The 23520-nt window shown below is 61.1% G+C and carries 21 protein-coding genes and 1 pseudogene; 4 read left to right on the top strand and 18 right to left on the bottom strand.

The features are described 5' to 3' along the window. Positions 1 to 11: 11 nt before the first annotated feature. The 4 genes from ACFPK0_RS03760 to dusA all read right to left on the bottom strand — a co-directional run bounded on the left by ACFPK0_RS03760 (position 12) and on the right by dusA (position 3520). On the bottom strand, positions 12 to 1427 hold the full coding sequence (locus ACFPK0_RS03760; protein WP_056081795.1) for an ATP-binding protein: 1416 nt from the start codon (positions 1425 to 1427) through the stop codon (positions 12 to 14). After that, the gene (locus ACFPK0_RS03755) at positions 1393 to 2085 is read right to left on the bottom strand and encodes a response regulator transcription factor (protein WP_377338469.1); all 693 of its coding nucleotides are present in this window, start codon (positions 2083 to 2085) and stop codon (positions 1393 to 1395) included. Before ACFPK0_RS03755 ends, ACFPK0_RS03760 begins: the two co-directional genes overlap by 35 nt. Next, positions 2085 to 2399 (bottom strand): PepSY domain-containing protein, encoded by a 315-nt coding sequence (locus tag ACFPK0_RS03750; protein ID WP_056081801.1) that lies wholly within the window; start codon positions 2397 to 2399, stop codon positions 2085 to 2087. The genes ACFPK0_RS03755 and ACFPK0_RS03750 overlap by 1 nt, the downstream gene beginning before the upstream one ends. 89 nt (positions 2400 to 2488) lie before the next feature. After that, complete coding sequence (dusA, locus tag ACFPK0_RS03745; protein ID WP_377338467.1) at positions 2489 to 3520, bottom strand: tRNA dihydrouridine(20/20a) synthase DusA; 1032 nt, start codon at positions 3518 to 3520, stop codon at positions 2489 to 2491. Positions 3521 to 3588: 68 nt separating this feature from the next. Between dusA and ACFPK0_RS03740 the strand changes: the two genes are divergently transcribed. After that, positions 3589 to 4635 carry a tyrosine-type recombinase/integrase gene (locus tag ACFPK0_RS03740; RefSeq protein ID WP_377338465.1) on the top strand — a complete coding sequence of 349 codons (1047 nt, stop codon included), beginning with the start codon at positions 3589 to 3591 and terminating at the stop codon, positions 4633 to 4635. A gap of 68 nt (positions 4636 to 4703) precedes the next feature. Beyond that, entirely contained in the window at positions 4704 to 5357 is a 654-nt protein-coding gene (locus ACFPK0_RS03735; protein WP_377338463.1) for an HAD family hydrolase, read from the top strand. A gap of 251 nt (positions 5358 to 5608) precedes the next feature. On the opposite strand, the gene ACFPK0_RS03730 is transcribed toward ACFPK0_RS03735, so the two are convergent. The 14 genes and pseudogenes from ACFPK0_RS03730 to ACFPK0_RS03665 form a co-directional block, all read right to left on the bottom strand. Further along, on the bottom strand, positions 5609 to 6055 hold the full coding sequence (locus ACFPK0_RS03730) for a ubiquitination-like system serine protease family protein (RefSeq protein ID WP_426698207.1): 447 nt from the start codon (positions 6053 to 6055) through the stop codon (positions 5609 to 5611). Beyond that, positions 6055 to 7236, bottom strand: coding sequence for a ThiF family adenylyltransferase (locus ACFPK0_RS03725; RefSeq protein WP_377338461.1), 1182 nt, complete (start codon positions 7234 to 7236; stop codon positions 6055 to 6057). The genes ACFPK0_RS03730 and ACFPK0_RS03725 overlap by 1 nt, the downstream gene beginning before the upstream one ends. Further along, entirely contained in the window at positions 7211 to 7960 is a 750-nt protein-coding gene (locus ACFPK0_RS03720) for a multiubiquitin domain-containing protein (RefSeq protein ID WP_377338459.1), read from the bottom strand. Before ACFPK0_RS03720 ends, ACFPK0_RS03725 begins: the two co-directional genes overlap by 26 nt. An 84-nt stretch (positions 7961 to 8044) precedes the next feature. Next, positions 8045 to 11428, bottom strand: coding sequence for a UvrD-helicase domain-containing protein (locus tag ACFPK0_RS03715; RefSeq protein ID WP_377338457.1), 3384 nt, complete (start codon positions 11426 to 11428; stop codon positions 8045 to 8047). A 2-nt stretch (positions 11429 to 11430) separates the two neighbouring features. Then, on the bottom strand, positions 11431 to 11997 hold the full coding sequence (locus ACFPK0_RS03710) for a hypothetical protein (protein WP_377338455.1): 567 nt from the start codon (positions 11995 to 11997) through the stop codon (positions 11431 to 11433). Further along, positions 11997 to 12773: an RNA polymerase sigma factor gene (locus tag ACFPK0_RS03705; RefSeq protein WP_377338453.1), complete on the bottom strand. Its 777-nt coding sequence runs from the start codon at positions 12771 to 12773 to the stop codon at positions 11997 to 11999. Before ACFPK0_RS03705 ends, ACFPK0_RS03710 begins: the two co-directional genes overlap by 1 nt. A 473-nt stretch (positions 12774 to 13246) precedes the next feature. After that, a complete protein-coding gene (locus ACFPK0_RS03700) occupies positions 13247 to 16138 on the bottom strand; it encodes a DNA methyltransferase (RefSeq protein ID WP_377338451.1) in 2892 nt (963 codons plus the stop codon). A gap of 502 nt (positions 16139 to 16640) precedes the next feature. Beyond that, positions 16641 to 17054 (bottom strand): CopG family ribbon-helix-helix protein, encoded by a 414-nt coding sequence (locus ACFPK0_RS03695; RefSeq protein WP_377338449.1) that lies wholly within the window; start codon positions 17052 to 17054, stop codon positions 16641 to 16643. 286 nt (positions 17055 to 17340) lie between these two features. Beyond that, complete coding sequence (locus ACFPK0_RS03690) at positions 17341 to 17604, bottom strand: pyocin activator PrtN family protein (RefSeq protein WP_377338447.1); 264 nt, start codon at positions 17602 to 17604, stop codon at positions 17341 to 17343. After that, positions 17601 to 17975 (bottom strand): hypothetical protein, encoded by a 375-nt coding sequence (locus ACFPK0_RS03685; protein WP_377340322.1) that lies wholly within the window; start codon positions 17973 to 17975, stop codon positions 17601 to 17603. Before ACFPK0_RS03685 ends, ACFPK0_RS03690 begins: the two co-directional genes overlap by 4 nt. Before the next feature lie 282 nt (positions 17976 to 18257). Then, positions 18258 to 18413: pseudogene (locus tag ACFPK0_RS03680) on the bottom strand (helix-turn-helix domain-containing protein); the annotation flags it as partial. 11 nt (positions 18414 to 18424) lie between these two features. Next, on the bottom strand, positions 18425 to 18604 hold the full coding sequence (locus ACFPK0_RS03675; RefSeq protein ID WP_377338445.1) for a hypothetical protein: 180 nt from the start codon (positions 18602 to 18604) through the stop codon (positions 18425 to 18427). 475 nt (positions 18605 to 19079) lie between these two features. Continuing rightward, positions 19080 to 19988 (bottom strand): hypothetical protein, encoded by a 909-nt coding sequence (locus tag ACFPK0_RS03670; RefSeq protein WP_377338443.1) that lies wholly within the window; start codon positions 19986 to 19988, stop codon positions 19080 to 19082. Next, positions 19985 to 20791: a hypothetical protein gene (locus tag ACFPK0_RS03665; protein ID WP_377338441.1), complete on the bottom strand. Its 807-nt coding sequence runs from the start codon at positions 20789 to 20791 to the stop codon at positions 19985 to 19987. The genes ACFPK0_RS03670 and ACFPK0_RS03665 overlap by 4 nt, the downstream gene beginning before the upstream one ends. A 594-nt stretch (positions 20792 to 21385) precedes the next feature. On the opposite strand from ACFPK0_RS03665, the gene ACFPK0_RS03660 reads away from it, so the two are divergent. Then, positions 21386 to 21922 carry an XrtA/PEP-CTERM system exopolysaccharide export protein gene (locus ACFPK0_RS03660; protein WP_377338439.1) on the top strand — a complete coding sequence of 179 codons (537 nt, stop codon included), beginning with the start codon at positions 21386 to 21388 and terminating at the stop codon, positions 21920 to 21922. A 12-nt stretch (positions 21923 to 21934) separates the two neighbouring features. Then, positions 21935 to 23500, top strand: coding sequence for an XrtA system polysaccharide chain length determinant (locus ACFPK0_RS03655; protein WP_056081807.1), 1566 nt, complete (start codon positions 21935 to 21937; stop codon positions 23498 to 23500). Positions 23501 to 23520: the final 20 nt, after the last annotated feature.

Raw genomic sequence — 23520 nt, 5'->3', positions numbered from 1 at the left:
AGCCGCCGCGCTCAGGCGTGGGTCAACTTCACGCAGAAACGGGCACCGCCGAATTCCGGCGAGCGGTCCACGCCCAGCTCGCCGCGATACGCCCGCACGATGTCCTGCACGATGGACAGCCCGATGCCATGGCCCTGCACTCTCTCGTCGCCGCGCACACCACGCTGCAAGACCTTGTCGATCTTGTCTTCCTCGATGCCGGGGCCGTCGTCTTCCACGCTCAGCACCAGGTTCGGCCGCAGGCGACCGGGCTGCGGCTCTGATTTCACCACCAGCAACACATGATGGTTGGCCCATTTGAAGGCGTTCTCCAGCAGGTTGCCGAGCAACTCCAGCAAGTCGCCCTGCTCGCCGTAGAACACGGCGCCTTCGTCGATATCGAATTCGCACAAGACGTTCTTGGCGGCGTAGACCTTTTCCAGGCTTTGCACCAGATCCTCGGCGTGGCCGGCGATCGGCACCGCACTGGCGAACGTCTGGCGACCGGAGGTGGCCGCGCGGGACAACTGGTAGGCCACCAGCTCGTCCATCCGGCGCACCTGGTCGAGCACGGCGCTGCGCCGCTCTTCTTCCTCGCCGGTGGTTTCCAGTTGCGAACGGATCACTGCCAGCGGCGTCTTCAGGCTGTGCGCCAGGTCGGCCAGTGTGTGCCGATAGCGCGTGCGCTGCTCGCGCTCGTTGTCGATGAAGGCGTTGATGCGGTGTGTGAGGCCAGTCAACTCCAGCGGATACTGGCTGTCCAGGTGTTCGCTGTCGCCGCGCTCGACCCGGCTCATGTCGTTGGCCACCTTGCGCAGCGGGGTGAGGCTCCAGCGCAGCAACAGCATCTGCAGCACGATCAGCATCACGCCCAGGATCGCCAGCCACATCACCAGGGTGCGCCGGTACACCGCGTTCTCGCCTTCGAACTGATCCTCCGTCTGCGCCACCATGAAGGTGAGCTTGACCGAGCGGTTGTCCGAGCTGTCGAAGGCCACGCCGTAAGCGTAGTAATAGAGCCGGCCCATGCGGGTATCGACGGGGCCCACGAACTGGCTTTCGCCCGGCTGCAGCGGCTTCAGGAAATGGAAATCACGGCCGATCGCCGACGAGGACTCCCAGTGGTAGCCACGCTCGCCCAGCGCCATCGCGTACAGGCCGGAACCGGGCCGCATGAAATTGGGGTCGGGCGGGGAATCGGGCAGCAACACCTTGCCGTACCGGGTCACCTCGGTGCCGGCCAGGTAGGCGATCACGAAATTCTGCAGCCGATCCTGCAGGCTGCTGCGCGCGGCCCGGTATTGGGCCTGCGACAGGGTCAGCCCGACGATGCCCAGGAACGCCGCCAGCGCAAAGCCGGTGGCGATCGCCGCGCGCGCCGCCAGCGACAGCGGGCGGCGCGGCGGTACCGGGTTACTCGTCGTCGCCGTCGGTGCGCGGGATGGCAAAGCGATATCCGCGTCCACGTACCGTCTCGATGGGTTTGAGGGTGCCTTCCGGGTCCAGCTTGCGGCGCAGGCGGCCGATGAACACTTCCAGCACGTTCGAGTCGCGGTCGAAATCCTGCTGGTAGATGTGCTCGGTGAGGTCGGCCTTGGAAACCAGCTCACCCGCATGCAGCATCAGGTATTCCAGCACCTTGTATTCGTAGCTGGTCAAATCCACCAGCTTGCTTTCCACCGACACCGTCTGGGCCGTGGTGTCGAGCTTGATCACGCCGCAGGCCAGTACCGGCTTGGACCAGCCGCTGGCGCGACGCACCAGCGCATTGATGCGCGCCAGCAGTTCCTCGACGTGGAACGGCTTGACCAAGTAGTCGTCGGCGCCGTGCTTCAGCCCCTCGACCTTGTCCTGCCAGCTGCCCCGCGCGGTGAGGATCAGGATGGGATAACGCTGGCCGTGTTCGCGCAACGCCTTGACCAGCTCCATGCCCGACATCTTGGGCAGGCCCAGGTCGATGATCGCCAGGTCGAACGGCACCTCCCGCCCCAGGTAGATGCCCTCTTCGCCGTCCTGCGCCGAGTCAACCGCAAAACCGTCCCGCTTCAGGCGGGCCGCCAGCGTCTCGCGCAATGGCGCCTCGTCCTCCACCAACAGGATGCGCATCAGTGTTTCTCCTTGCTGCCTCCGGCCTTGCCGGACGAACTTCTGGTTGACCGGGTCGAGCCCGGTGTCTTTCCCGTTTCCGACGATACCGCGACCACCCGCACATGTCCTTCCGGCGTGAGCACCTTGATGCGGTACTCCAGGCGCCGACCGAGGCGATGCGGCTCGGCCGACAATACCTTGCCGCCGGTATCGCTCTGCACCTGCCTCACCGCCTGGTCCAGCGTCACCGCCGGCGTCACCGGTGGCTCGGCCATGGCCGCGAAGGCCCACATCAGCAGCGCCGTCAGCGCCACGCTCCTGCCCATGTTCATTCTCAACCGCCCGCACGTTACCTGCCCAATTGTGCAGCCTAGGTAACAAGGCCTGAATAGCGCCCGGCCGGGCGCGTCGACGCCCCCCATCAATTGACCTGCAACGCCGCCTGTTCCAGCACGTTCCAGCCCGCCTCCGGCAGGTGCGCGTTCTCGCTGATGACACGGCGAAACCCGCGCGCACCCGGCTCGCCCTGATAAAGCCCCAGCAGGTGCCGGCTGACGTGTTTCAGCGCGGTCCCGCGCGCCAGCTCCGCCTCGATATAAGGCCGCATGTGCCCGAGGATGTCGCTGCGCGAAGGAAGCGGCTGACCGTAAAGCGCCGCCTCGATCTGCGCCAGCAGGTAAGGATCGTGGTACGCCGCCCGACCGAGCATCACGCCATCCACCTGGCGCAGATGCGCCTGCACCTGCTCCAGCGTGACGATGCCGCCATTGATGATCACGATCAGCTGGGGAAACTCGCGCTTCAGCCGGTAGACCCGTTCGTAATCCAGCGGCGGGATGTCGCGGTTCTCCTTCGGCGACAGCCCTTGCAGCCAGGCCTTGCGCGCATGCACCGCCAGCACGCCCACGCCCGCCTCCAGCATGGTTTCGGTGAATTGCTGCAGATCGGCGTAATCATCCTGGTCGTCCACACCGATGCGGCATTTCACGGTGACCGGGATGTCCACCTCCTGCCGCATCGCCCGCACGCAATCGCCCACCAGCGCGGGCTCGCGCATCAGGCAGGCGCCGAAGCGCCCCGATTGCACCCGATCGGAGGGGCAGCCGACATTGAGGTTGATCTCGTCGTAACCCGCATCGGCGCCCAGCCGCGCCGCCAGCGCCAGCTCGCGCGGATCGCTGCCGCCCAGCTGCAACGCCAACGGATGTTCCTGCTGGCTGTGCTCCAGCAACCGCAACTGCCCGCCACGCACCAGCGCCGCGCTGGTCACCATCTCGGTATACAAGCGCGCCCGCGGCGACAGCAGGCGGTGGAAATAGCGGCAATGGCGGTCGGTCCAGTCCATCATCGGGGCCACGCAGACGCGCCAATCGCTCGAATCTGGCGATTCTTGGCCGTGCAACTGGCTTTTCTGGACATCTGGAGCGGTTGCGTTTTCGGGAATTTCCGGCATTTTTCGAGTGTTTTTGGTGCTGCAGTGCTACGATAATTGCTACACAAGCAACCATGTAGCACTGCCATATGGGCACTATCGTACAGCGCCGTCGAAGCAACGGCTCAATAGGGTACACCGCGCAAATCAGGCTCAAGCGGGACGGCGCCTTGGTGCATACCGAGGCACAGACCTTCGGAAAGAAAGCGCTCGCCACGGAGTGGCTGCGACGGCGCGAATCAGAACTCGATCAGCAGCGCGCCCGCGGCGAACCACTGGGCGTGCGCCATACGTTGAGGGAACTTATCGACTGGTACATCACCGAGGTCAAAGCGTCCGCGAACTGGGGGAGGACCAAGGAGGCGGATCTCAACCGACTTCGTGGCTACCCCATCGCAGCGAAGAAAGCCGCCAACCTCTCAGTCGCGGACTACCTGCAACACGCCGCCGAAAGGCGCGATGAAGGAGCAGGCCCAGCCACCGTAGGAAACGACTTCATCTGGATTGGCCAGATACTGAAGTCAGCACGATCTGCGTTGGGCATCCCTGTAGACCTCACGAAGCTGGACGATGCCCGCCATGAGCTCCGCAGTCGCAAGGTGATCCAGAAATCGAAGCAACGCGATCGACGCGTCAGCAACACAGAAGAAGAGAGGCTGCTGGAGTATTTCCGGTCGCGAGATGGGCGCGCCGAGATCCCTATGGCGGACATAGTGCAGTTCGCACTAGCGTCCGCGCGACGGCAGGAGGAGATCACGCGCCTGCGTCGCCTTGACCTTGTTCCGGAGAAGGGCATCGCCTGGCTTGACGATGTGAAACACCCTCGGCAGAAAATCGGTAATCGCCGTAGCTTTCGCATGCCGCCGGCAGCCTGGGAGATCGTTCATCGCCAGCCCGCGGATAGCGACCTCGTTTTCCCCTACAACCCCAAGTCGATCGGTGCGGCCTTCACCCGCGCCTGCAAGCTGCTCGGGATCAAGGATCTGCGGTTCCACGATCTGCGTCACGAAGCTACGTCGCGACTGTTCGAACGCGGTCACAGCATCCAAGAGGTAGCTCAGTTCACGCTGCACGAATCTTGGGCCACGCTCAAACGCTACACCCATCTGAAACCGGAAGACGTGCCAGACCGGTAGATGGGCGAAGGCTTGGGTAGATCTGTTGTCACGAGCGTTCGCCATGAACCTTTGAATAAGGAACCCCGATGCAATATGAGATCAAGGCCGTCGCATTCGACGCATTCGGGACCCTCGTCGAGATACACGACAAGCGACGGCCCTACGCCAAGCTCGCGAAGGCTGCCGCGCAACCGCTGGCGAGATCGCCCATGTGCGAACCGATCGAGCTAGACGCAATGGTCCGCCTCTGCGGCTTGACTCTTGAGGCCAGCGATATGGACGTCCTCTATGCAGATCTGCAAGCAGAACTCGCATCTACCCAGCCCTATCCAGAAGCGCAAGGGGTTCTGGAAGAACTCAGGACGCTCGGCATCCGCACTGCCGTCGCCTCGAACCTTGCGTTGCCCTATGCGCGCCCAATCGAAGACAAGCTTGGGCCGCTACTGGACGTTTCGTGTATGTCTTTCGAGGTCGGATTTATGAAGCCGGACAGCGGCTTTTACGACGCTCTCTGCGGACGTCTGCAGCTTCTTCCTCAGGAGGTGCTCATGATCGGCGACACTTGGCGTTGCGACTACGAGGGTGCTACTGCCGCCGGCCTGCACGCTGTACACCTCAACCGGAGAGGTAATGCGGAAGATCACCAGCTAGCTGTCTCAGCGACCGACCTTCATGGCGTTCTGCGCTACTTGAAGGGGCCGCACACAGGGCTGCATCCCGCCAGCGCCAAAAGCAGTTAGTGCGTATTCCGGCTTGGTTGGCCATCCGTTCCGGTAATCCCTGACCGTCGTACCGCTGCTGGCTAGCACCTAGAGCCGACGGCTGACGAACGACCGCAACCGACCCAAAGCGGGCATTACTCCAAAGTGTATGAATGCCCTCTCTGCGCCGAGTTGCTGCCCTTCTGTTCCCCAGGTGAACTCCTACTCAGCGACATGAAGTCGTAGCTAGCTCAGCAATGGAGCCATAGGTTGCTGGAAGGCAGGGTCGGCTATCTCGAAAGCCACTTCCGAAAGCGAGACCATAGACCCCCAGTTTGCGCATCACCATTTGCGGATTCAGTCGACGTCGCGGCGGATCGCACAAGAGCCGACGCTCGGTCGTAGTACCCGGCTTTCGCCCGCTTGTCGCGGCGCCTTTCAGCTTCAACGCGCGTATCAGACCAGTGACCGCATTCGATGACGCGATTTTTTTCGATCACGTAGTGCGAGCGGCAATCCTGGTTCCAGTTGCCCACTGAGGGGCGAAGCGTCACAGACTCCCCATCAAACGTCATCCACCAATCAGTCGGTGTGAACGGAGTCACCACGCGCTCCCCGCAGCCGCAGCAGCACGAGTGCACCGCAGTTGCGTACTCCATCGAAACGTACAGCACACCCGGCTCCAGCTCGCGTGGTGCGTTCCGAACGAACCGGTGCTCAAGGGTTTGGTGCCGCATCACGACTGATCTCCGTTGAGCAGCATGCCGCCGTCTGTGGTGTAGGTGGTTTGGTGCTCAAGCTCCAAATCCCGATAAAAGCCGCGCAGCTTTTTCCACTTCACGACCGCCAGGCAAGCGTTCAGGGCATTCAGGTCGGCCACTTGGATGTTGGATGCGTAGACGTCTCGGCCACCGCCGCCCGCGAAGGAGATTCGGCCCTGGTGCACGTGGTCACGCTTCGCTGGCGTGCTGGTCGTGACGCGCAGGATGCCACCGAGGCTGCCATTGGTGAGTTCCAGCCCCATGCCGACGTCGATGAACGACACGTCCAGCGCTTCGAGCTTAGCCACGACGGCGCGCTTCTCCTCGCCCGCGTCCATGCTGAGGAACGCGAAAGTGACGCCGTCCAGAAGGCCGAGAGTCTCCTCCTTCATCTCCACAGGGTGCGCTACGATGCCGCGGTGCATACGCTCGTAGATGCCCTTCAGGTGATGCACCTTCTTCGGGGCATCCCGCAGCTCCTCCAGTGACGGCGCGCCAGGCGCGCGGAAGGCGTTGTGCGATAGGAAGTCATCGGCGTCGAACAAGCGAATCTGCTTTACGGGCGCCTTCGCGACGAAGTCGAGGATGTAGCCACCAGTGCCCCCTAGGCCAATGATTGCTACGACTTCCTGCTCTAGCTTACTGGTCAGCGCGCCAATGCCGACACGGCTAGAGGCCGTGTCGAGATAATTGAACACGCTGGCCTCATCATCCTCGTCGCCGCCGCGGAACACGCGTGGGCTGATGCCAGGTTGCAGCACCGCGGCCGGCCCAGACACGATGGTCGCGTAGGTCGACATCTTGTCGTAGTAGTTTGGGTAGCCTAGGTCGCTCGGCTTGCTGGAGAAGCTGTACCGCGCCTTCAACCCGTGGCCGAGGTCCGAATTCGGCGCGGCATGCGAGATGCCCTGCAAGGGTGCCCCGTCAGCATTGCACGGGAAATCTCCATCCCAGTGCATGACGTGAGTCTCGGGCTTGCGGGTGCGATCACCTGCAAGGTCGAGGTTCGATACCAAGGTACCGAAGCGCACCTGGCGCTGGGCATCGACGTAAGGCACCTCCAGCATCACCAGGAGGCTCCCCTGGATGCGCATGAAATAGCCGTCCGAGCGGAGCCGGGCCAGGTCGGGATTAAGACTGAACAGTGCGCGTGACATTGAATACAGTCCCCTTCTTCTTGACTTCAACAGAGCCGCCCTCGCCGAGTTCGCCGGCGTGGGGGAACGAGGCCGCATTGCGGTAGGTCATCGAGAACTTCACGTTGGTCTCGGGAGGCGCGTTCGGATGCGACAGCTTGACCACCTGCTCGAAGGTGACGTGCTTGTCCGACACGGTCTCCTCGACGGAGTTGACCAAGATGACGTAGCCCGTTTGCGGCTTCGGCGCCGTGATGAAGCGCTCGATGCCCGGTCCTTCGAGGTTGACACGGTCGTCCGGGTCGATGATCCGGTCCTCCCCGCCGCGAACCTCTAGGAACACCGCCTCGTCGGGCGACGCGTCAGCGAGGTCGTACAGGAAGCTACCCAGCAAGTCGGCGTGACCCCACGCCAGCTGTCGGTCATTCAGCGAGAACTTGAAGTCACGGTCAGACTTGAACGCGATGAAGCGTTCGGCGCCCTTACCGCGGAGGTCGAAGGTCTCGTCGAGACGGACGTCCTCGAAGTCGCCCGTGTCCAAGTAGGCGTACAGAATGTAATCAGCGCGGTGATCCAAGCCAGCGCTGGCCAAGATTTGCCGACCGGTGGGAACCGGATCCGGCACATCGATGTTGCGGAAGGTCAACCCTTCCAGGCCGAAGCGGATGCGGTAGGCAGCGGCCTCCCGCAAAGCACGACCCTCACGGATTGCGTCACCAACGTCGTCGTAGTTCGAGATAGACATATGGCCCTTTTGAGGTTTGTAGGAAGCTTCATTGCTCCCCTACACCTACTCAATCGGACCTACCGGACCCGGCCGGTAAATTTTTTAGAAGGCCTTTACCAAGGTGCCCGGCGGTACGGTGCCGCACACGAAGAAGGCCGGGCAATTGGGACACGTCATGTCTGATGCCTCGGCCCGGAAGGTGCCCCCGCGGATGTCGCGCAGAATGTTGCCCAGCTTGACTTGACGGTTGCTCAGCTCCCTAGCTGACAGCCCCAAGGGCTTTGCTTCTGCGTCGGCCAGATACACCAGCTCCACGACCGCATCAGGAAAAGCGGCACGGGCCGCGAGGACGAACGCCGCGGCGCCGACGTCCTTACTTTCCTGGCTCCTAGCGTGCCCCGTCTTGACCCGACGCAACGTTCGAACGCCGTCACGCACCAGGATTTCGTCGGGCCTGACCTCCACTTCGTAGCTGTCGAAAGCGATGCGAAGCGCCGTAGGCGCCTCGACCAGCGCGCCTGCTCGCGACTCCAAGAAGTAGCGCAGCATCGTGGAGGCCATGGCGCGGTAGTCCTCGACGTAGCCATGCTCGTGAAGTCCGTGGGTGACGAATGCCTGCGCGAGAAGCGCGTCGCAATGGTCAGGCGAGGTGGTTCCCTGGGTGATAACCGCCCGATAGACTTCCCGGATCGCCTCGTGCATCAGCATGAAGACGCTCATGCGCCGGCGGCCACCAACCTGCAGCAAATGCGTGTAGAGAAACCTCCGCCCGCACGATTCATAGAGTGCGACCGCCTCGGAACTGAAGCGCGGCGTCCCCGAGAAGACCACAGGTATGTGCGCAAGATCTGGGGCCGGAGGCAGGACCGTCGATGGTGTGACCGGCCGCCGGCTGACGGCGCCGATGCGGTCTAGGAACTTCGACAGCGGCCTAGAGGTGCCGTTGGATTTCGCCGTAGCGCCGTAAAACGCCAGATGGTCCTTGGCCCGCGACATCGCCACGTAAAAGAGGCACTCCTGCTCCTCGTTATGCGCAGCCCGGGCAATTTCGTCCGGGCCGCCCTCCCATCCTGTGACCATGCCGTTCGGCGGCGGGCATTTGGAGGGGCGGATAGCGCCGGGGATGGAGTCCTGATTCACGCCCACCATGTGGACCACAGGGAACTCCAAGCCCTTGGAGCCGTGGATCGTCATCAGGCGGACGGCGTCGATGCCTTGGGCCGCGGCGGGCAGTTGCCTGAGATCCCTGTCGTCCCGCAAACGCAGAAGCCTCCGGATGCGGTCGGCCAGCCGCTGGATCGGCAGGCCCTGCCCGTTGGGCTGGACCCGCACGAAGTTCATGAACTGCCAGATGGCGATGCCTTGGGCTTGGTCGGGAACGCTGGACGACGAGGCGATGCGTGCCGCTAGCCTGGTTCGGTCGAGCAGGAGGGTCGCAAGCACCGTCCAGGGCTGGGACGTGGCGTCGAAGCCGTCCAGCACGGTACTCAAGGCAGCTAGGGCGGCCTGCCCGGCTGGAGTGACATCTGGTGACCCCTGCCGCCACGCGCCAGGCTGAACTTCGGCGCCGCGAAGGCGCTCAAACACACGCATGGTGTCCTCAAGCGCCATCGCAAACTCGGGCCAGCAGGCGGTGCGGATCAAGCCCATGGCGCGCCCGTCCACGAGGAGCAAGAGAACCGCGACAAGGTCCTTTATCTCAGTGCGCTCGAAGAGGCTGCCCAGGAACAGGACGGGCACGCCGGCCCGCTCAAGCTCCTGCCCCATGTCTGACAGCCGGTCGTTGCCCCGGCACAGAACTGCCTGGTCGCGATACCGAAAACCCGCTGCGCGGAATTGCTCGATGCTGTCGACGAGCGCCGGCGTCACGAGCGAGCCATCGGCGACCGTGATGACCTCTGGCTGAGCCCCACCAGAGTCACGTTCGGCCTCAAGCGCGGTAGGCCCGTCGGCAGCACTCATGCTGGCCGCAAAGGTGGAGAAGACGTCGACGATTTCTGATGTAGAGCGGTAGTTGATGTCCAGGCTGTCTCGAACGCCTCCAGGGAAGTCCTCGCGGCCGAAGCGTCCCATGTTGAAGGGCGAGGCGCCCCGGAAGCGATAGATGGACTGCTTGGCGTCGCCAACGACCCACAGGTTCTCCCCGGTGGGCTTGAGGGCCTTAAGGAGCCGCACGCTACTTCGGTTCACGTCCTGATACTCGTCGACCAGGACGTGATCGTAGTCGCTCTGAAGTTGGGTCCTCACCGCTTCATCGCGTTCAAGAAGGAGCACTGGCTCCATGACCAAGTCGCCGAAGTCGACGCACCCCGCGGTCATTTTGAGTTCCTCGTAGCGCACGTAGACCCTCGCAACCTCCACAGCCTTCTCGGCAGCTTCGATAGCAGCCGGCTCGGACGCTGCCGCACGCATCGCCTGAGCCAGGACGAGATAGGCTTGGGGACCAACCACTTCGTCCTTGGCACGCGAGACGGCGGCCAAGATGTCGGCCACCGTCTGCGATGGGTCGTAGAGGTTCCGATAGTGCGTCAGGCCGAGACGCGGGAACTCGTTTTCGAGCAACTCAACGGCCTCGGTGCGGTCCATCAGTCGAGGGTCAGCTGGCAGCTCGCACCTGTCGTTGAACCGCCTCAGGATGTCCAAGCCGAAGCTGTGGAACGTGCCGATACACAGTGCGGCCGCCTCTTGCGGGCGTTTCTGCGCGATCCGCTCGGCCATCTCACCCGCGGCCTTATTCGAGAAGGTCAGGAGGAGGACACGCCTAGGGTCAACGCCCTCGTTTAGCAGGCTTTCGACGCGCGCCACCAGCGTGCGTGTCTTCCCTGTGCCTGGCCCGGCCTGGAGCAGGAATGCCGCGCCGCGGTGGGCGGCGGCGGTTCGCTGCTTGTTGTTCAGAGGGATTTCGACTGAGTCCGCTTCGGCGCTTACCGGTACGGCAGGTAGCAACAGAGCGTCCAGCATCTGCTGCGCGACAGCCTCGAACGGAGCCCCCAGGCGTGCGGCTATGTTGGAGCACGTCAGGCCTTGAGCCACATGTAGGTCGAACGCCACGGGCCTCGGGAGGAGGAGCTCCCTCGCGAAGAGATCCATCTGTACCTCCCGCCGTTGCCGTCGACTGTAGTCGACGACTCGGTCCATCCCGACCGGAGCGGCTTCCGAGCTGCGGACTGGGTCGATGTGGATCGCTGGCTCGGGCTCCTCTTCTCCATCGCCCAGTTCGGCGTGCCCGATTTCGTGCGCAACCAGGAACGCTTGGTCGAAAGGCGAGCCTTCGGCCTCATGGACGATGAGGCGAAGGTCTGGGTCAAAGGAGGCCCGACCGCCATCGAGCAGCGCGGCACCGGGAGCGCAGGTCTCGACGGTGATACCGAGGTCGTTTGCTATGCTGACAGCGAACTCGTACGGGAACCACGGGTTGCGTCCGCGCTGGACGGCCTCATGGTGCAGTTGCCGAGCGTGCTGCCGAGCCAACTCTACCGGGTCCATGGCTACTCCTCGCGGAGTAGGTTCGAGACGCTCTGTTCATCGACGCCGGCGTCTTGCAAGACCCTCTCGAACGACACCTTCTCAGGAGCTGCTGGTTTGACGGCCGACTTCCTTGCGCGAGCCAGAGGAGCCTCGGGAGGAAGAGCGAGATACGAGAGAAGCGTCTCGGTCGATGTCTGCAGCGCCTCAGCCATCTTCGCAAGAACGCGCTGGGGCAGGGTTGCGACGTCTATCCGACGCTCTCGAAACGCAAGGCCAACCTGCATAGGCAAGGACAGCACTTTGATGGCGTTGGCAAACGCCTTTGCTGGGGCAGCTTGCAGGGACTGAAGCGTTATCGTGTTCTCCCGGAGGCGCGCCATACCTGCGGCGACGAGGTCGAACTCAGCAGTGCCGGGGGGGCGGTCATCGTCGAACTCCCGTGTCAGCTCCATGGAGAGGTCTATCAGGGCCACGGAATACTCAGGGTACTGGGCGAGGTATCGCTGCAGGACACCGGTTCCTGGCTCGAAGTCCATGGCAAACGCCTTCAGAACATCGTCTATGGTGATTTGAGGCTGCTTGGTCATCACATCTTCCCCTTGCGCTCAAGGCGCAGCTTTAGGGACGCAAAAGCCTTGTCACGATGCGTGCGAATGGTCTTCTCCGATTTACCCAGGACTTTGCTGATGGACTCGATCGAGGGGTCGTTGGACTCGATAGGAATATCTTGCCGCCACATCACGACGATCCTCCTTTGGAACTCAGGTAGGCTGTCAATCGCCTCGTCAAGGAGGAGCCGGTAATCTTTTTTGTCGAGTTCGTCGGCATCGAACGGGTTGTAGCCGCCGACAGCTGATTCGACTAGGGCTGAGACCTCACCCTCCTCGATCTCGATTTCAGCGGTCCGATTCTCGTGCTTCCAGTGGCGGTCGCTCGCGTCGAGGCGATCCGCCGCCACTGCGCTGTTGAAGTTGACCTCGTAGTAGTCGAGACGCTCGTCGTATTGCTTCCGGTCGCTGAGCAGGAGGTCGATGAAGTGGTCGCGAACGTCCTCGCGAATGTTCATTCTAGTCAACGAGACCGTTTCGCCGCCGGAGTTAGAGACTGACGGGACTCGGCGGGCCACACGGACTAAAAGCTTCTCGGTCAGCTTCTCGCGGTGAGTGCCGGCGGTCGCGTTGCGCACGAAGTACAGCAGCGCTTCCGGAGAAACGAATCCGGGGTCGCTGACCTGCCACAGGCCGGCCCGACGTTCCAGTTCGGTGGCGCTAATTTCCCCCAAGGTTCGAATCTCAGCCTCAACCTTTTCTCGTCTGAAATAAAGCGTACCGTCGAGCTTACGTTTGCGAATAGGGCGTAACACGGATATTCCCCTGTCTCGTGCACTAATGCCCCTTTGTTGAGGGCTGCCGTCAAGTGTAGCAACAGATATTTCAGTGCGAGGCTATGTTCGCTTAAGAGCGATGAATAGTGCCATCCAATGACGTTAGCCAAACTGTCTTTGTCCAGCAGATTCTTGGCACTATATAGATCCGTTCTGTCAGAGTTGGATAGCAACTTTAGACAGCGAGTGCTTTCGCGTTCTAGGTCTGACTGTCATTACCTAGCCTAGAGCAGCCACCCACGTTGGCGGTCTTGATGTCGGCCTTCGGCCGGAAGGCGCCTTTCGCTAGCGTCCGCATTGGTTACCGGGGCACTGGTCGACGAAAGCGGGCATCCGCAATTAGTGTCGGTTAGCCGGACCGCTACTGGGCGATAGACGCCTCCCTTTTTGAACGTATTCGTTTCGTAACAGAACAGCCGCCCTCATTCCAACAGCAGGTTTTCATCAGCGTTCTAGGGTCGGCCAAAAGCGTCAGCACTGACCAGCATAGGGCCGGCCAAATAGGTCGGTGGCACGCCTGGACCACAAACGGATTGTCCAGACGCAAGACGCTCCGCTACAGCCGCGTTTAGCGCCAGTAGTTGCGTAAGTAGGTCTTTCTTCGCGCTGAAGCCGTAGGCGGCCAGCACGGCCGCATCCAGCGCGGCGTGCGCCTCCTTGAGCGGATTCCTGCCCGGCAGATCGAGCGTGCGATAGAGCGCGCGCAGGCCGCCGTGGATGGATTGCAAGGCGGTGGCGCGCACGGCGCGCACGGCGCGTCCTGCTTCGGCAACCGCGTTCACCTGCGCCCTCGTGGGCGACTGCGGCCATGGGAACGTGTCGAAGACCGATTCCGAGGTGTAGCGAGGATCGGACTTCATGTTTGAGCACTTCGCGTGAAACCACTGATAGTGCGGCGCGGATTGCAGGACGCCAAAGCTGAAATCGTCTTCGAGCGCGAAGACTTGCAAGGCATCGCCCGGCCGGATTGATGCATCCACAAATGAAAAAATAGGGCGCTTCGTCACTCTCGAGCAGACGAGGTAACGGCTCAGCGGCGCTAGAGCCGCAAGCATGTCCGCACGTCCCCATGAAAGTTGCCACCAGCGTTCAAGAAACCGGCGGTGGTGGGAACGCATGTTGCCCTCCTCGTCCCGACCTTCGTCAGCAGCCTTTTCGCGCGCTGGCAGCACCTCATTCCGTGCATGCTCAAAGGCTCGGGGAAACGCCCTCGCTTCAAGAATGTTTCGCTGGCCAAAATCGAGCAGATATCGGCGATTCGGCTCGTCACCCAAAACCTCATCACCAACGAGATATGGGGCTATCAAGCAAGCCTCCGATCCGCTGAAGTAGATCCTTTGCTGCTCTGTGAGAACAAAGGCGGCATGACCCGGAGTGATGCCTTGGAAGGCAATTTGCGGATTGGCATTGCATGCCAACTGCAATGCGCTACCCACGTCGACCTTGTCTGACAAAGCCGCATTGATATGCGCGACCTCGCGCATATCCAGCTCAAACTCCTTGTCCGCACGTCCGCCCCCGCGCTTCTTGCGCTTCGCCTTGCCCGCTGTCGGCGCCACCTTGAACCACAGCCGGCGCGACGCGGGCAGCAGCGCCGCGTCCTGCGTATGCACCCAGTTGGCGACGGACACATGCACGTTGGCCTCGCCCGACCACGGCTGGTTGTCGACCGCTTCCACCACAGTGCCGGTGGCGCAGATCACATCCAGCCCGCCCACGCGGCTGGCGTTGTTGCGGATGTTCTGCGTGCCGACAAGGCCAGCGTGTCCGGTGAGCGGATCGCGCGCGGTACAGGTAGGCAGGAGTTCCGCCGCGCGGCGAAACCAGTACACGCAGAAGTCCGCCATGCCCGGCACCTCCGGGTAGGCCCTGCGCAGCCGCTTCACGTAATCCACTCCCAGCTTGGGCTTGAGCAGCTTGGCGCCAAGGAACGGTGGGTTCCCGATGATCACATCCGCGCTGGGCCACGGAGTACGGCTGTTGTCCGGCGCGATCAGCGCATCGCCGGTATGGAAGTTGGCGTCGAGATTGTCCAGCGGCAACGCGTTTTCGCTGATGTGCAGTTCGTCGATAGCCAGCTTGTGCGCCAGCATCATGGTGACCTTGGCCAGCTCCACCGCAAATGGGTTGATGTCGATGCCGTAGAAGTTGCGCGCCGTGACGAAGCCGAACGGACGCTGCGCCGCATCAACGCTCTTGAACTCGCCCATGCGCTCGTAAATGGAGGCTTCCAGGCGCTTCATCTCGCGGTAGGCGATGTAGAGAAAGTTGCCCGAGCCGCAGGCGGGATCGAGCACGCGGAAGCTCTCGATACGGGCGAGCAGCTGCTCTAGCCCCTTGAGCGTTTTGGTGCGCTCGATCTGCTCGCGCCATGGCTCGACGATGGTGGGGCCAACCACCTTCATAATGTCCACCGGGCTGGTGTAGTGCGCGCCGTGGGCGCGGCGCTCCTCGGCATCCATGCTGTGCTCGAAGATGGCGCCGAAGATTTCCGGCCGCACCTTGGACCAGTCGAACCGCGCCGCATCGCGCAGCAGCTCGATCTCCGCGGCGGTCAATTCGATGCGCGCGGGATGCGCGAACAAGCCGCCGTTGAAATACGGCACGCCCTTGAACCGCCCGCCGGCGGTGATGCCTGGCGTGTTCATCTCCACGAACAGCTGGCCGATCAGGTCGTAGGCCTGGGCTGGCGTGTGGCAGTCGTCCAGCAAATGGGCGAAGAAATAGCGCTCCAGCAGGCCGATGTCCTCAGCAAACAGCGCCATCAGCGATTGCAGGGTGAAGCGCTGGGCGAGATCGCGCGGCACCTTGCGGCCGATCAGCGCGCGAAACAGCTCCACCAGCTTGTCGGCCGCATCGCGGGTGACGGTTTCCTGATGGTTGCCGAACACCGGCTCCTCATCATCAGGAAACAGGAACGCCAGCGGACCGTAACGGGCGGGCAGCTCGGCCAGCGTCACCTTGTCGACCGGGCTGTCCATCTGGGTTTCAAAGTCGTACACCCAGAACTCGTCGAAATTGCATAGCACCACCCAGCGCGGGCGCCCCGGCACCAGCCGCGCCCAGTAATCGAAGGCCTGCCGGTAATGACGGCTGAGGTCTTCGCCGCGCTTTTTCATTTCCACCAGCACGACGGGTTTCCACACGAGGTCGGCAAAGCTCGTGCCCTTGCCCTCTTTCTTCACCCGCTCCTCGAACACCGCGCCTACTTCCTTGACGCCGGGTTGGCCGAAGGCACGAAACAGCCGGTCCAGGAAGATTTGCGCCTCGCCCTTTTCGTCGCCGCGAATATGGGCGGCGCACCATTGGACGAACTGGTCGAGGTGTTCCTGCTTCTGCGTCATGGGCGCGTGGCTTCCTGCGGTGATGCCGATGGTGACCCTCCAAGATTAGGCGGTTTGGGCGCTCGGGGGCAGGCGAGTTACACTGTGCAGGCCCGCGAGTGCGCTCTGTTGGGGTCATACCGGCCCAGGCCGCGCCGGCAAGGCCCTGGGGTCACTGCCTATCGTCAACGTCGCCAGGGTGCCGGCGAGCATTCCATGCTCGGAACTGAGGGTGCTCGTCCAAAAAGTACAGAACGATGCCTTCGACGATGTCGCTCTTGGCTGCTTGGAGCCCCTCCTCTTGCTCTAGATACATGCAATATCGATCCAAGATTCTTCCGATCTTGGCGTCGTTCAAATGCAAATTCATTGCCGCTCCAAGTGGCCGACCAGTTGCTGAGAGGTGCCTTTCTGCCCGCACAGCGGCTTGCAGGGCGATTGCATATCGTTCATGGGGGCCCACCGGTGGTGAGATTTCAGCTCTCCCTGAGCACCCATTTTTGCGGACTCCGCAAAAATGGAGTTACTCCGCAACTGACCAGAGCGCCGCGAGCCCTTCGCCATTTTGCAGCGCGGAAGGTATGTCGCGCATGAGCTTGTGGTACCTCTCGCTTGCGGTTGCCGCCTGCGCATCGATGGCTTCCAAAGGAACCGGCGGCGTGTGCACGAGGTAGGAACGCACAAACCTGTCGAAGAAAGCCATCAGCACGTGCACGTCGTTGCGCACGAGGCTTATCTCCTTCCTGGTTCGGCTCAACGACCCAGCGATCCGCGCTTCTAGGTGATCTTGCTCGTCGCGCCGCCGCTCCTCCTGTAGCCAGTCGCGCACGGCTTCGCGTACCGCGGCAGCACGTGTTCCGCCACGTTCTGCCAGCAGGACTTCTAGCTTCTGCAACATGCCGTCGTCGAGACGAACGCTGATTTGGGAGGTCGCCATAGCGGGATTCACCTGAGATTCGATGGTTGTATTTTTGGGATTCGTTGCATCTGAGCGATACCAACGGCTGCGCGGCTGATCGCGAGAAAGTGAATCCCACTCCTTTATGTTCCACTACCTGAGCATCCGGGTTGCCGCTGTGGAATCGCCTGGGAGTTTTTTGCGGGCTCCGCAAAAAACTTCTGACAATGGATCGGTTGCGCTCCCGTCGGACAAGCGCCGAATGGAACCCGCAGCGAGCAGCCGCTGAAAAAATTATCGTGCTCCACGGACGACGACTCCGGTATCAAAGTGGCCCGCCGGCCGCATTGATGCGGCGCCAGTCCGCTGCGGCTTGGGCCTTGCGCTCATCCAGGTATGCCGCAAGGCGCGTGGCATCCACCAGCCAAGGCGATTTCTGGCTCCCGACTCGAAATGCCGGTACCGGGAGCGCCGCGCGGCCAGCGCGCTTCGCTGCCTCCTCCGGGGTCATCCCGAAAAGTTGAGCACAGCGACCCAGGGGAATCTGTGCCGTTCCGTATTCCGCCATCAAAAGAAAGAGGGTGTTCACGCTACAAAACCCCGCTTTTTGAGTTCTTCCATCGCTTTCACGCGCGCCGCTTCCCTTCGCTCCAAGCCGTCGGAATCGCGTTCCTTGGCCAAGCGATCTGCATTGGCCTGAGCCTTTCTGTTTTCCTCCATACGCTTCTTTTCGGCAGCCGCACGCTTCATCGCTACCTCAAGACCAGCCCGGGGAGTGAACGTGCCAGCCGAAGCCCTGTCACGCAGGCTAGCGGCAAGCTTGAGTGGACTCGCGCGAAGCATCCCTTTCGCAGCCAGCCCTTCTACTTCATCCGCAATGGCCTGCCCGATCACCCGGCCGCAGGGCAGCAAGAGGCTCTCCATCGCGTCGACCAGCAACGGATCGAGTGACTCAGGCATGCGCAGCCACGAACCACTTTCGTCCGGTTGTGGTGGTGATTTGAATGATGGTTGTTGTGGTGGTTCTTGGGGTGCCACAGCTCTGACACCCTCCCCCCGACATAACTTTGTCACCCCCTGAGTGCCATCTATGTCGTGGGCGGGGTGACGCCAAACTGGGGTGGGCGACAATCTGTCGGGGTAAGCCTGCAGACCTAGCTGGTACCCATTTGACGTTTGGCGACCGTCCTCGGGCCGGAACCGGCGAATGACCCTAAGCAGCGCCGAGGTTTCAAAATTCCTCAGCGTTCGCTGTACGGTGCGCTCGGAAACGGAACATCGCTCGGCGATTTTCTTTACGCGCGGCCAGCAGTAACCCGCGTCGTCAGCGTTGTCGGCGAGGGCCATCAGGATGAGCTTCGGCGCCGGCGGCAGTACTTGGCTCCATGCCCAATGCATAGCGGCGACACTCACGCGCGGCCTCGGTCGACGATCTCTGCCACCTGGTCGGTGCGGAAGTACACGCGATGACCGAGCTTCACCCGAGCAACCAGAAGCTCCTTGGAGAATTCCGAATCCTGCTTCGACATCGAGTAACGCAGTCCGGTGATGCTTCGCTTCAGTAGCTCCGCAAGCTGGGGATACGTCATCAATTCGCCAAAGCGCGCGACCAATCTCTCATTCGTGTCCATAGCGCAGTCTTTGCCCAACAAACCCTAAGTTGGACCTAGATTGCCTAAACAAAAAGGCACCTTTCAAGGGGCGCCTTTCTTGATCAATATATATATATCACTCTATTTTCAATATTATATTTCACGCCGAGTTACCAAGCAACTTTCAGCGCCTCTATTACGTCAACCATCTGATGTATAAAGGATTTGAGAAAATTAACCAATTATAAATATGGTGGCGAGCAGACCGGCCGGGCTCGATAGTGAGAGGATGTAGATGAGCTCCAAGCCAAGAGTCGCGACACGCACATATCCTTCAGCCCCGCTGATGCAAGGCGCAAGCATTCGGAGTCTCAATCATGAGCCTGTGGCTTCCCGGATATGCGCACCTCGAATGCAAGCGACTGACAGAATCACCGCGACGAGGCCTAGCACTCTCTATGTACTTAAAGATTCAAAAAGCCTGTTTCGCCCAATCATAGATATCTCGTGCAAGAAGCGATTCGGAAGCGTGCGACACCACTTGAAAGCCCTCCCTTTCTAGCTTCCATTCTTGAGCTTCCACTACGTCCTGCACCCTTTTACGAGCCTTAGCGTCAAGCTGGTTTTGATCTGGCAGAAGCAAAAAAATTGCAGGCGTGCCAAGCTTCATCTCACTTGTATAGGCTGCGATATCACTACTCGGTCGAAGTATGTTGAGCTCGACCGATTGTTCGCTGTGGAATACCGTGGATACGACTGCGCCGCAAGCTTTCGTTGGCCGCAAATTTATGTCCAGCTTATGAGCTTTTCCTTTGTCCCTCAAAACAATGGGGGACCCCTCTGGGACCACAATCTTGTCGTAGTCTGAATTAGCAATAATTCTAAGCTGATCGTTAACTATTTTACGTGCAGCCCGCGTGGTCAGTCCTTCTTGGCGCGGAATTCTAACGTCCGGAGCGAGCACCACCACGTCTGCAAAAATCCGCGAGGCAACTTGGTGGATCGAATCGCCCGAAGTAAATCGCGGCTCGCCAAGCTTTAGATTTGCCGTCAATAAATCTATTGCTGACATATTCAATTTATTCTTAGCGGCCTCAGTCAGAACCTCTCGCGCCATTTCTAACATGCCGACCCGGGTCTGCTCATCAAACTTTGATTTATAGATACAGTCAAACTTACTACTGTCTTCTAGAACTTTAACGGCGGTTTCGCCGCTATTACCGACAACGACGACACCAACGGTGAATGTTTGAGGAACAAATACGTCGGGTTGAAGCTCGATGGTTCGCCATGTGCCTGCAAACGCCGGTTTTTGGCGAGCCAAGGCCTTCGTGGACAGCGCTGAAATTGATGTACCCTTAAACTGGAACGTGGAGTTCATGCTGTTACCCCTACATTCGCAGGGAACCATGAAGGAGCGGATCTAGCTCCCAAGTAACTAACGATTGCGTTAGCCAGAGGTAGAGCATGCACTGGGTCTACAACTGTTGCCACGATATCTCGGATGTCTTTTTCAACGGATTTCATTGCACCATTGTGAGTGCCTGCGGCATCGTGCATGTTGCTGAAGAAGGTCTTGAAAGCGCTTTTTCCTAAAAACGTCTTTCCTGCGTCCACTAACCGCTGGACGGTGTAGCGCCTTCCTGAAGGGATCCAGAGCATTTCGTGTAGCAGAGTTTCGTGGTCGATCGCCACGTACCCTCCGCTCGAACTCCGCATGACATTGCCCATATGCCGATCTGCGTTATCCGACCAGACATCAAATGCCGCAATCGCATGAGTATCGATGCTATTCAGGCACCTTTTACGGCGTATGGCGTAGAGCCATTTATGAACTTGTGCAACCGAGTCTCCGGTAATCACCTCGGTACACCAGGCAGGTGCCTCAGAGAGGCCCGTAAGCCATGAAGGCAGCGCTACGTGTTTCTTGAGCTCATCAACGGGCACAAAAACGATGCAGGCGAATTCCGCGGTGGGAACGCTCGCCCCTTGCGCAACCGCCCAGCCGAGCGCTTCGCACAATAGCCCTGGCGTTGAAGGGTCTATCAGCTTTAGGAAGCACTTGTGGAGCTTGCCGCCAGAGCCCTCAACGAGAGCGAAGTGGCTGGTCTGGTTCAGGCCCCTGAGACCTGGAAACCCACGAAACTCCCGCCATGCGCTCGACGGTAGGACCTGCAATGTCATGAGATCTCCCTGAATGCCGCATCCCTTGGACAGCGGTTTCTTGTGAAGCATGACATGACTTGCCCCCGAGGTCGGCTATCGGGCAGTCGTCCCGCGAACTCGCTTACCTCTCGCCACGCCCCGATGGTGCAACACCTGTGCTACGCAACAGGGATACACCGGGATGTAAACCTTATCAGATAAGGGTTACTAGCTTTAGTCGGTCCAGTCCATCATCGGGGCGATGCAGACGCGCCAGTCGGCGGCGTGGAGAGGCGACGGTTGGGGCAAGGAAACGGCAGACATCCCTACATGTTCGCCGAAAATGGTGCCGCTGTCGCCACATCACGGCGCCTGCGCCGGAAGCGGCCAGCGCACGGCCGGACCGCGTATGGTGGTTCAACGCGATGCGGCTGGGGGGAGCGATGTAAACCTTTCCCAAACAGAAGGCATAGATCGTTCAAAGTGTGACGCAATTCACTTGCTTATGTTACCTTTCCCGTTCTCAAACCCACCAATATGGCCGTCATGAAGAGTCTCTGCAGTCTCCTCACGTTGTCTCTCGTCCTGCTGCTTGCCGGATGTGCCTCCACGCGGGGGGCGAACCAGGCTCCGGTGCTCAACCCCGAGGCCCACGCGGTGAGCTCGTACCACATTGGTGTGGACGACCAATTGCAGATTTCCGTGTGGCACAACCCGGACCTCAGCGTCAGCGTGCCGGTGCGTCCGGATGGCAGGATCACAGTGCCGCTGATCGGTGACGTCGAGGCCGGCGGCCATACGCCCGAGGAAGTCGCCGCGGTCATCAAGGAGAAGCTGCAATCCTACGTGCGTGATCCGCAGGTGGCGGTCATCCTCACCCAGCTCCGCAGCCATGAATACCTCTCGCGCGTGCGCGTGACGGGCGCCGTGCGTACGCCGGTATCGGTACCTTATCGCCAGGGCATGACCGTGCTGGATGCCGTGCTGGCGGCCGGTGGCACCACCGAGTTCGCCGCGCCGGACCGGACCGAGCTGTATCGCAAAAGCGACAATGCCACCACCAAGGCCTACGCTGTCCACCTTGGTGACATCCTGCAAAAAGGCGCGTTGGACACGAACTACCCGGTGCAACCGGGCGACGTCATCACCGTGCCACAGCGCTCGTTCTGAGCCGGACCGGGGATGCAGGGGATCAACATGAATGAACAACCCACCTCGTTGCAGGCCCTGGTGCCTGTATTGCTGAGCGAGGCACGGCGTCATCGCGTCAGCCTTGGCGTGCTGTTTGCCGTCATTGCGCTGGCCGCCCTGATCGTCGGGGTGCTGTGGCCAAAGAAATACGACGCTTCCGTCACCATCCTGGCGCAGGAAAGCAGCATCATCACGCCGCTGATGGAGGGAGCCGCCACACCCACCGGCACGGCAAACCGTGCCGGCATTGCGCGCGCCGTGATCTTCAGTGCCAAGGTGATGGATGAGATCCTCGTCGCTGGCGGCTGGATGGCAACGCATCCCAGTGCGATCGAGCAGGACCGCATCATCGACGGCATCAAGGGCCGCACGACCATCCGGTTCGGTCGTGACAACCTGATCACCATCAGCTACCACGACGTCGACCCCAAGCGCGCCTACATCGTCACGCGCCAGTTCGGCCAGCTTTTCATCAGCGAAAGCCTGGCATCCAAGCAGCGCGAAAGCCGCGATGCCTACGAATTCATCAATGGCCAGGTCGAGACCTACCGGGAGAAGCTGACCACGGCCGAAAACAAGCTCAAGGAATACAGGGAGGCCAACGTCGATGCCAGGCCCGGCAGCGAAGCCGATACCGCCTCGCGAATCAGCCAGCTGCGCACGCAGGTCGAAAATGCGCACATGGACCTGATGGAGAAGCGGTCGCAGGAGGCGTCCCTGGTGGCCCAGCTTTCAGGTGAATCGGAGATCAGCTCCGTACAGACCGTCGAAGGCGTCTATCACGCCCAACTGGCAGACCTGCAGACCCAGCTCGACAAGCTGTTGATGACCTACACGAGCGAATATCCCGACGTGGTGCGCGTTCGCCACCAGATGCAGGATCTGCGTCAGCAGCTGGCGCAATCCGAACAGCGCAAACAGAGCGCGCGCCTTGCCGGTACGCCCACCACTATCGACAACAACGCGAAATTTAACCCGCTTTATCAGCAATTGAAAAGCCAACTGTCGGCGTTGCGCGGCGACATCGCCGCCACCAACGCCCGCATGGCTGCAAGCCAGACCATGCTGCAGGCCGAACTGGAGCGTAGCAAACGCATTGCCGGCTCCGAGAACGCCACCTCCGAGCTTACCCGCGACTACGACGTCAACCGGGATGTCTACCAGGACCTGTTGAAGCGGCGCGAGAACGCACGGGTTTCGATGAACCTCGACGCCGGCCAGCGCGGCCTTACTTTCGTCGTGCAGAATCCGGCCGTGATGCCGCTGACACCTTCGGGCCTGCGCTTCATGCATTTCGGTCTGGCTGGCATGCTCCTGGCGCTGGCCGCTCCATGCGGCTTGCTTTTCACCATTGCCCGGTTCGATCCACGGGTTCGTTCGGCGGAACAGCTTGAGCGACTGACCGGCCTGACCACGCTGGCGACCGTTCCGTTCTATTCCACGCCGCAGGACCAGCGAAAGGGGCGGTTGCAAAACATGGCTGTCGCATTGACCGTGGCTGGCGTCTTTGCCGCCTACGCGATTCTTTTCTGGCTCAAACTGCGGGGGATGGCATGAACGCGAAGAACCGCGGAGCT

The organism is Rhodanobacter ginsenosidimutans, assembly GCF_042655685.1.
GTDB lineage: Bacteria > Pseudomonadota > Gammaproteobacteria > Xanthomonadales > Rhodanobacteraceae > Rhodanobacter > Rhodanobacter ginsenosidimutans.
Note: the sequence above shows the minus strand (reverse complement) of the source record. Positions and strands in the feature narration are given on the sequence as shown.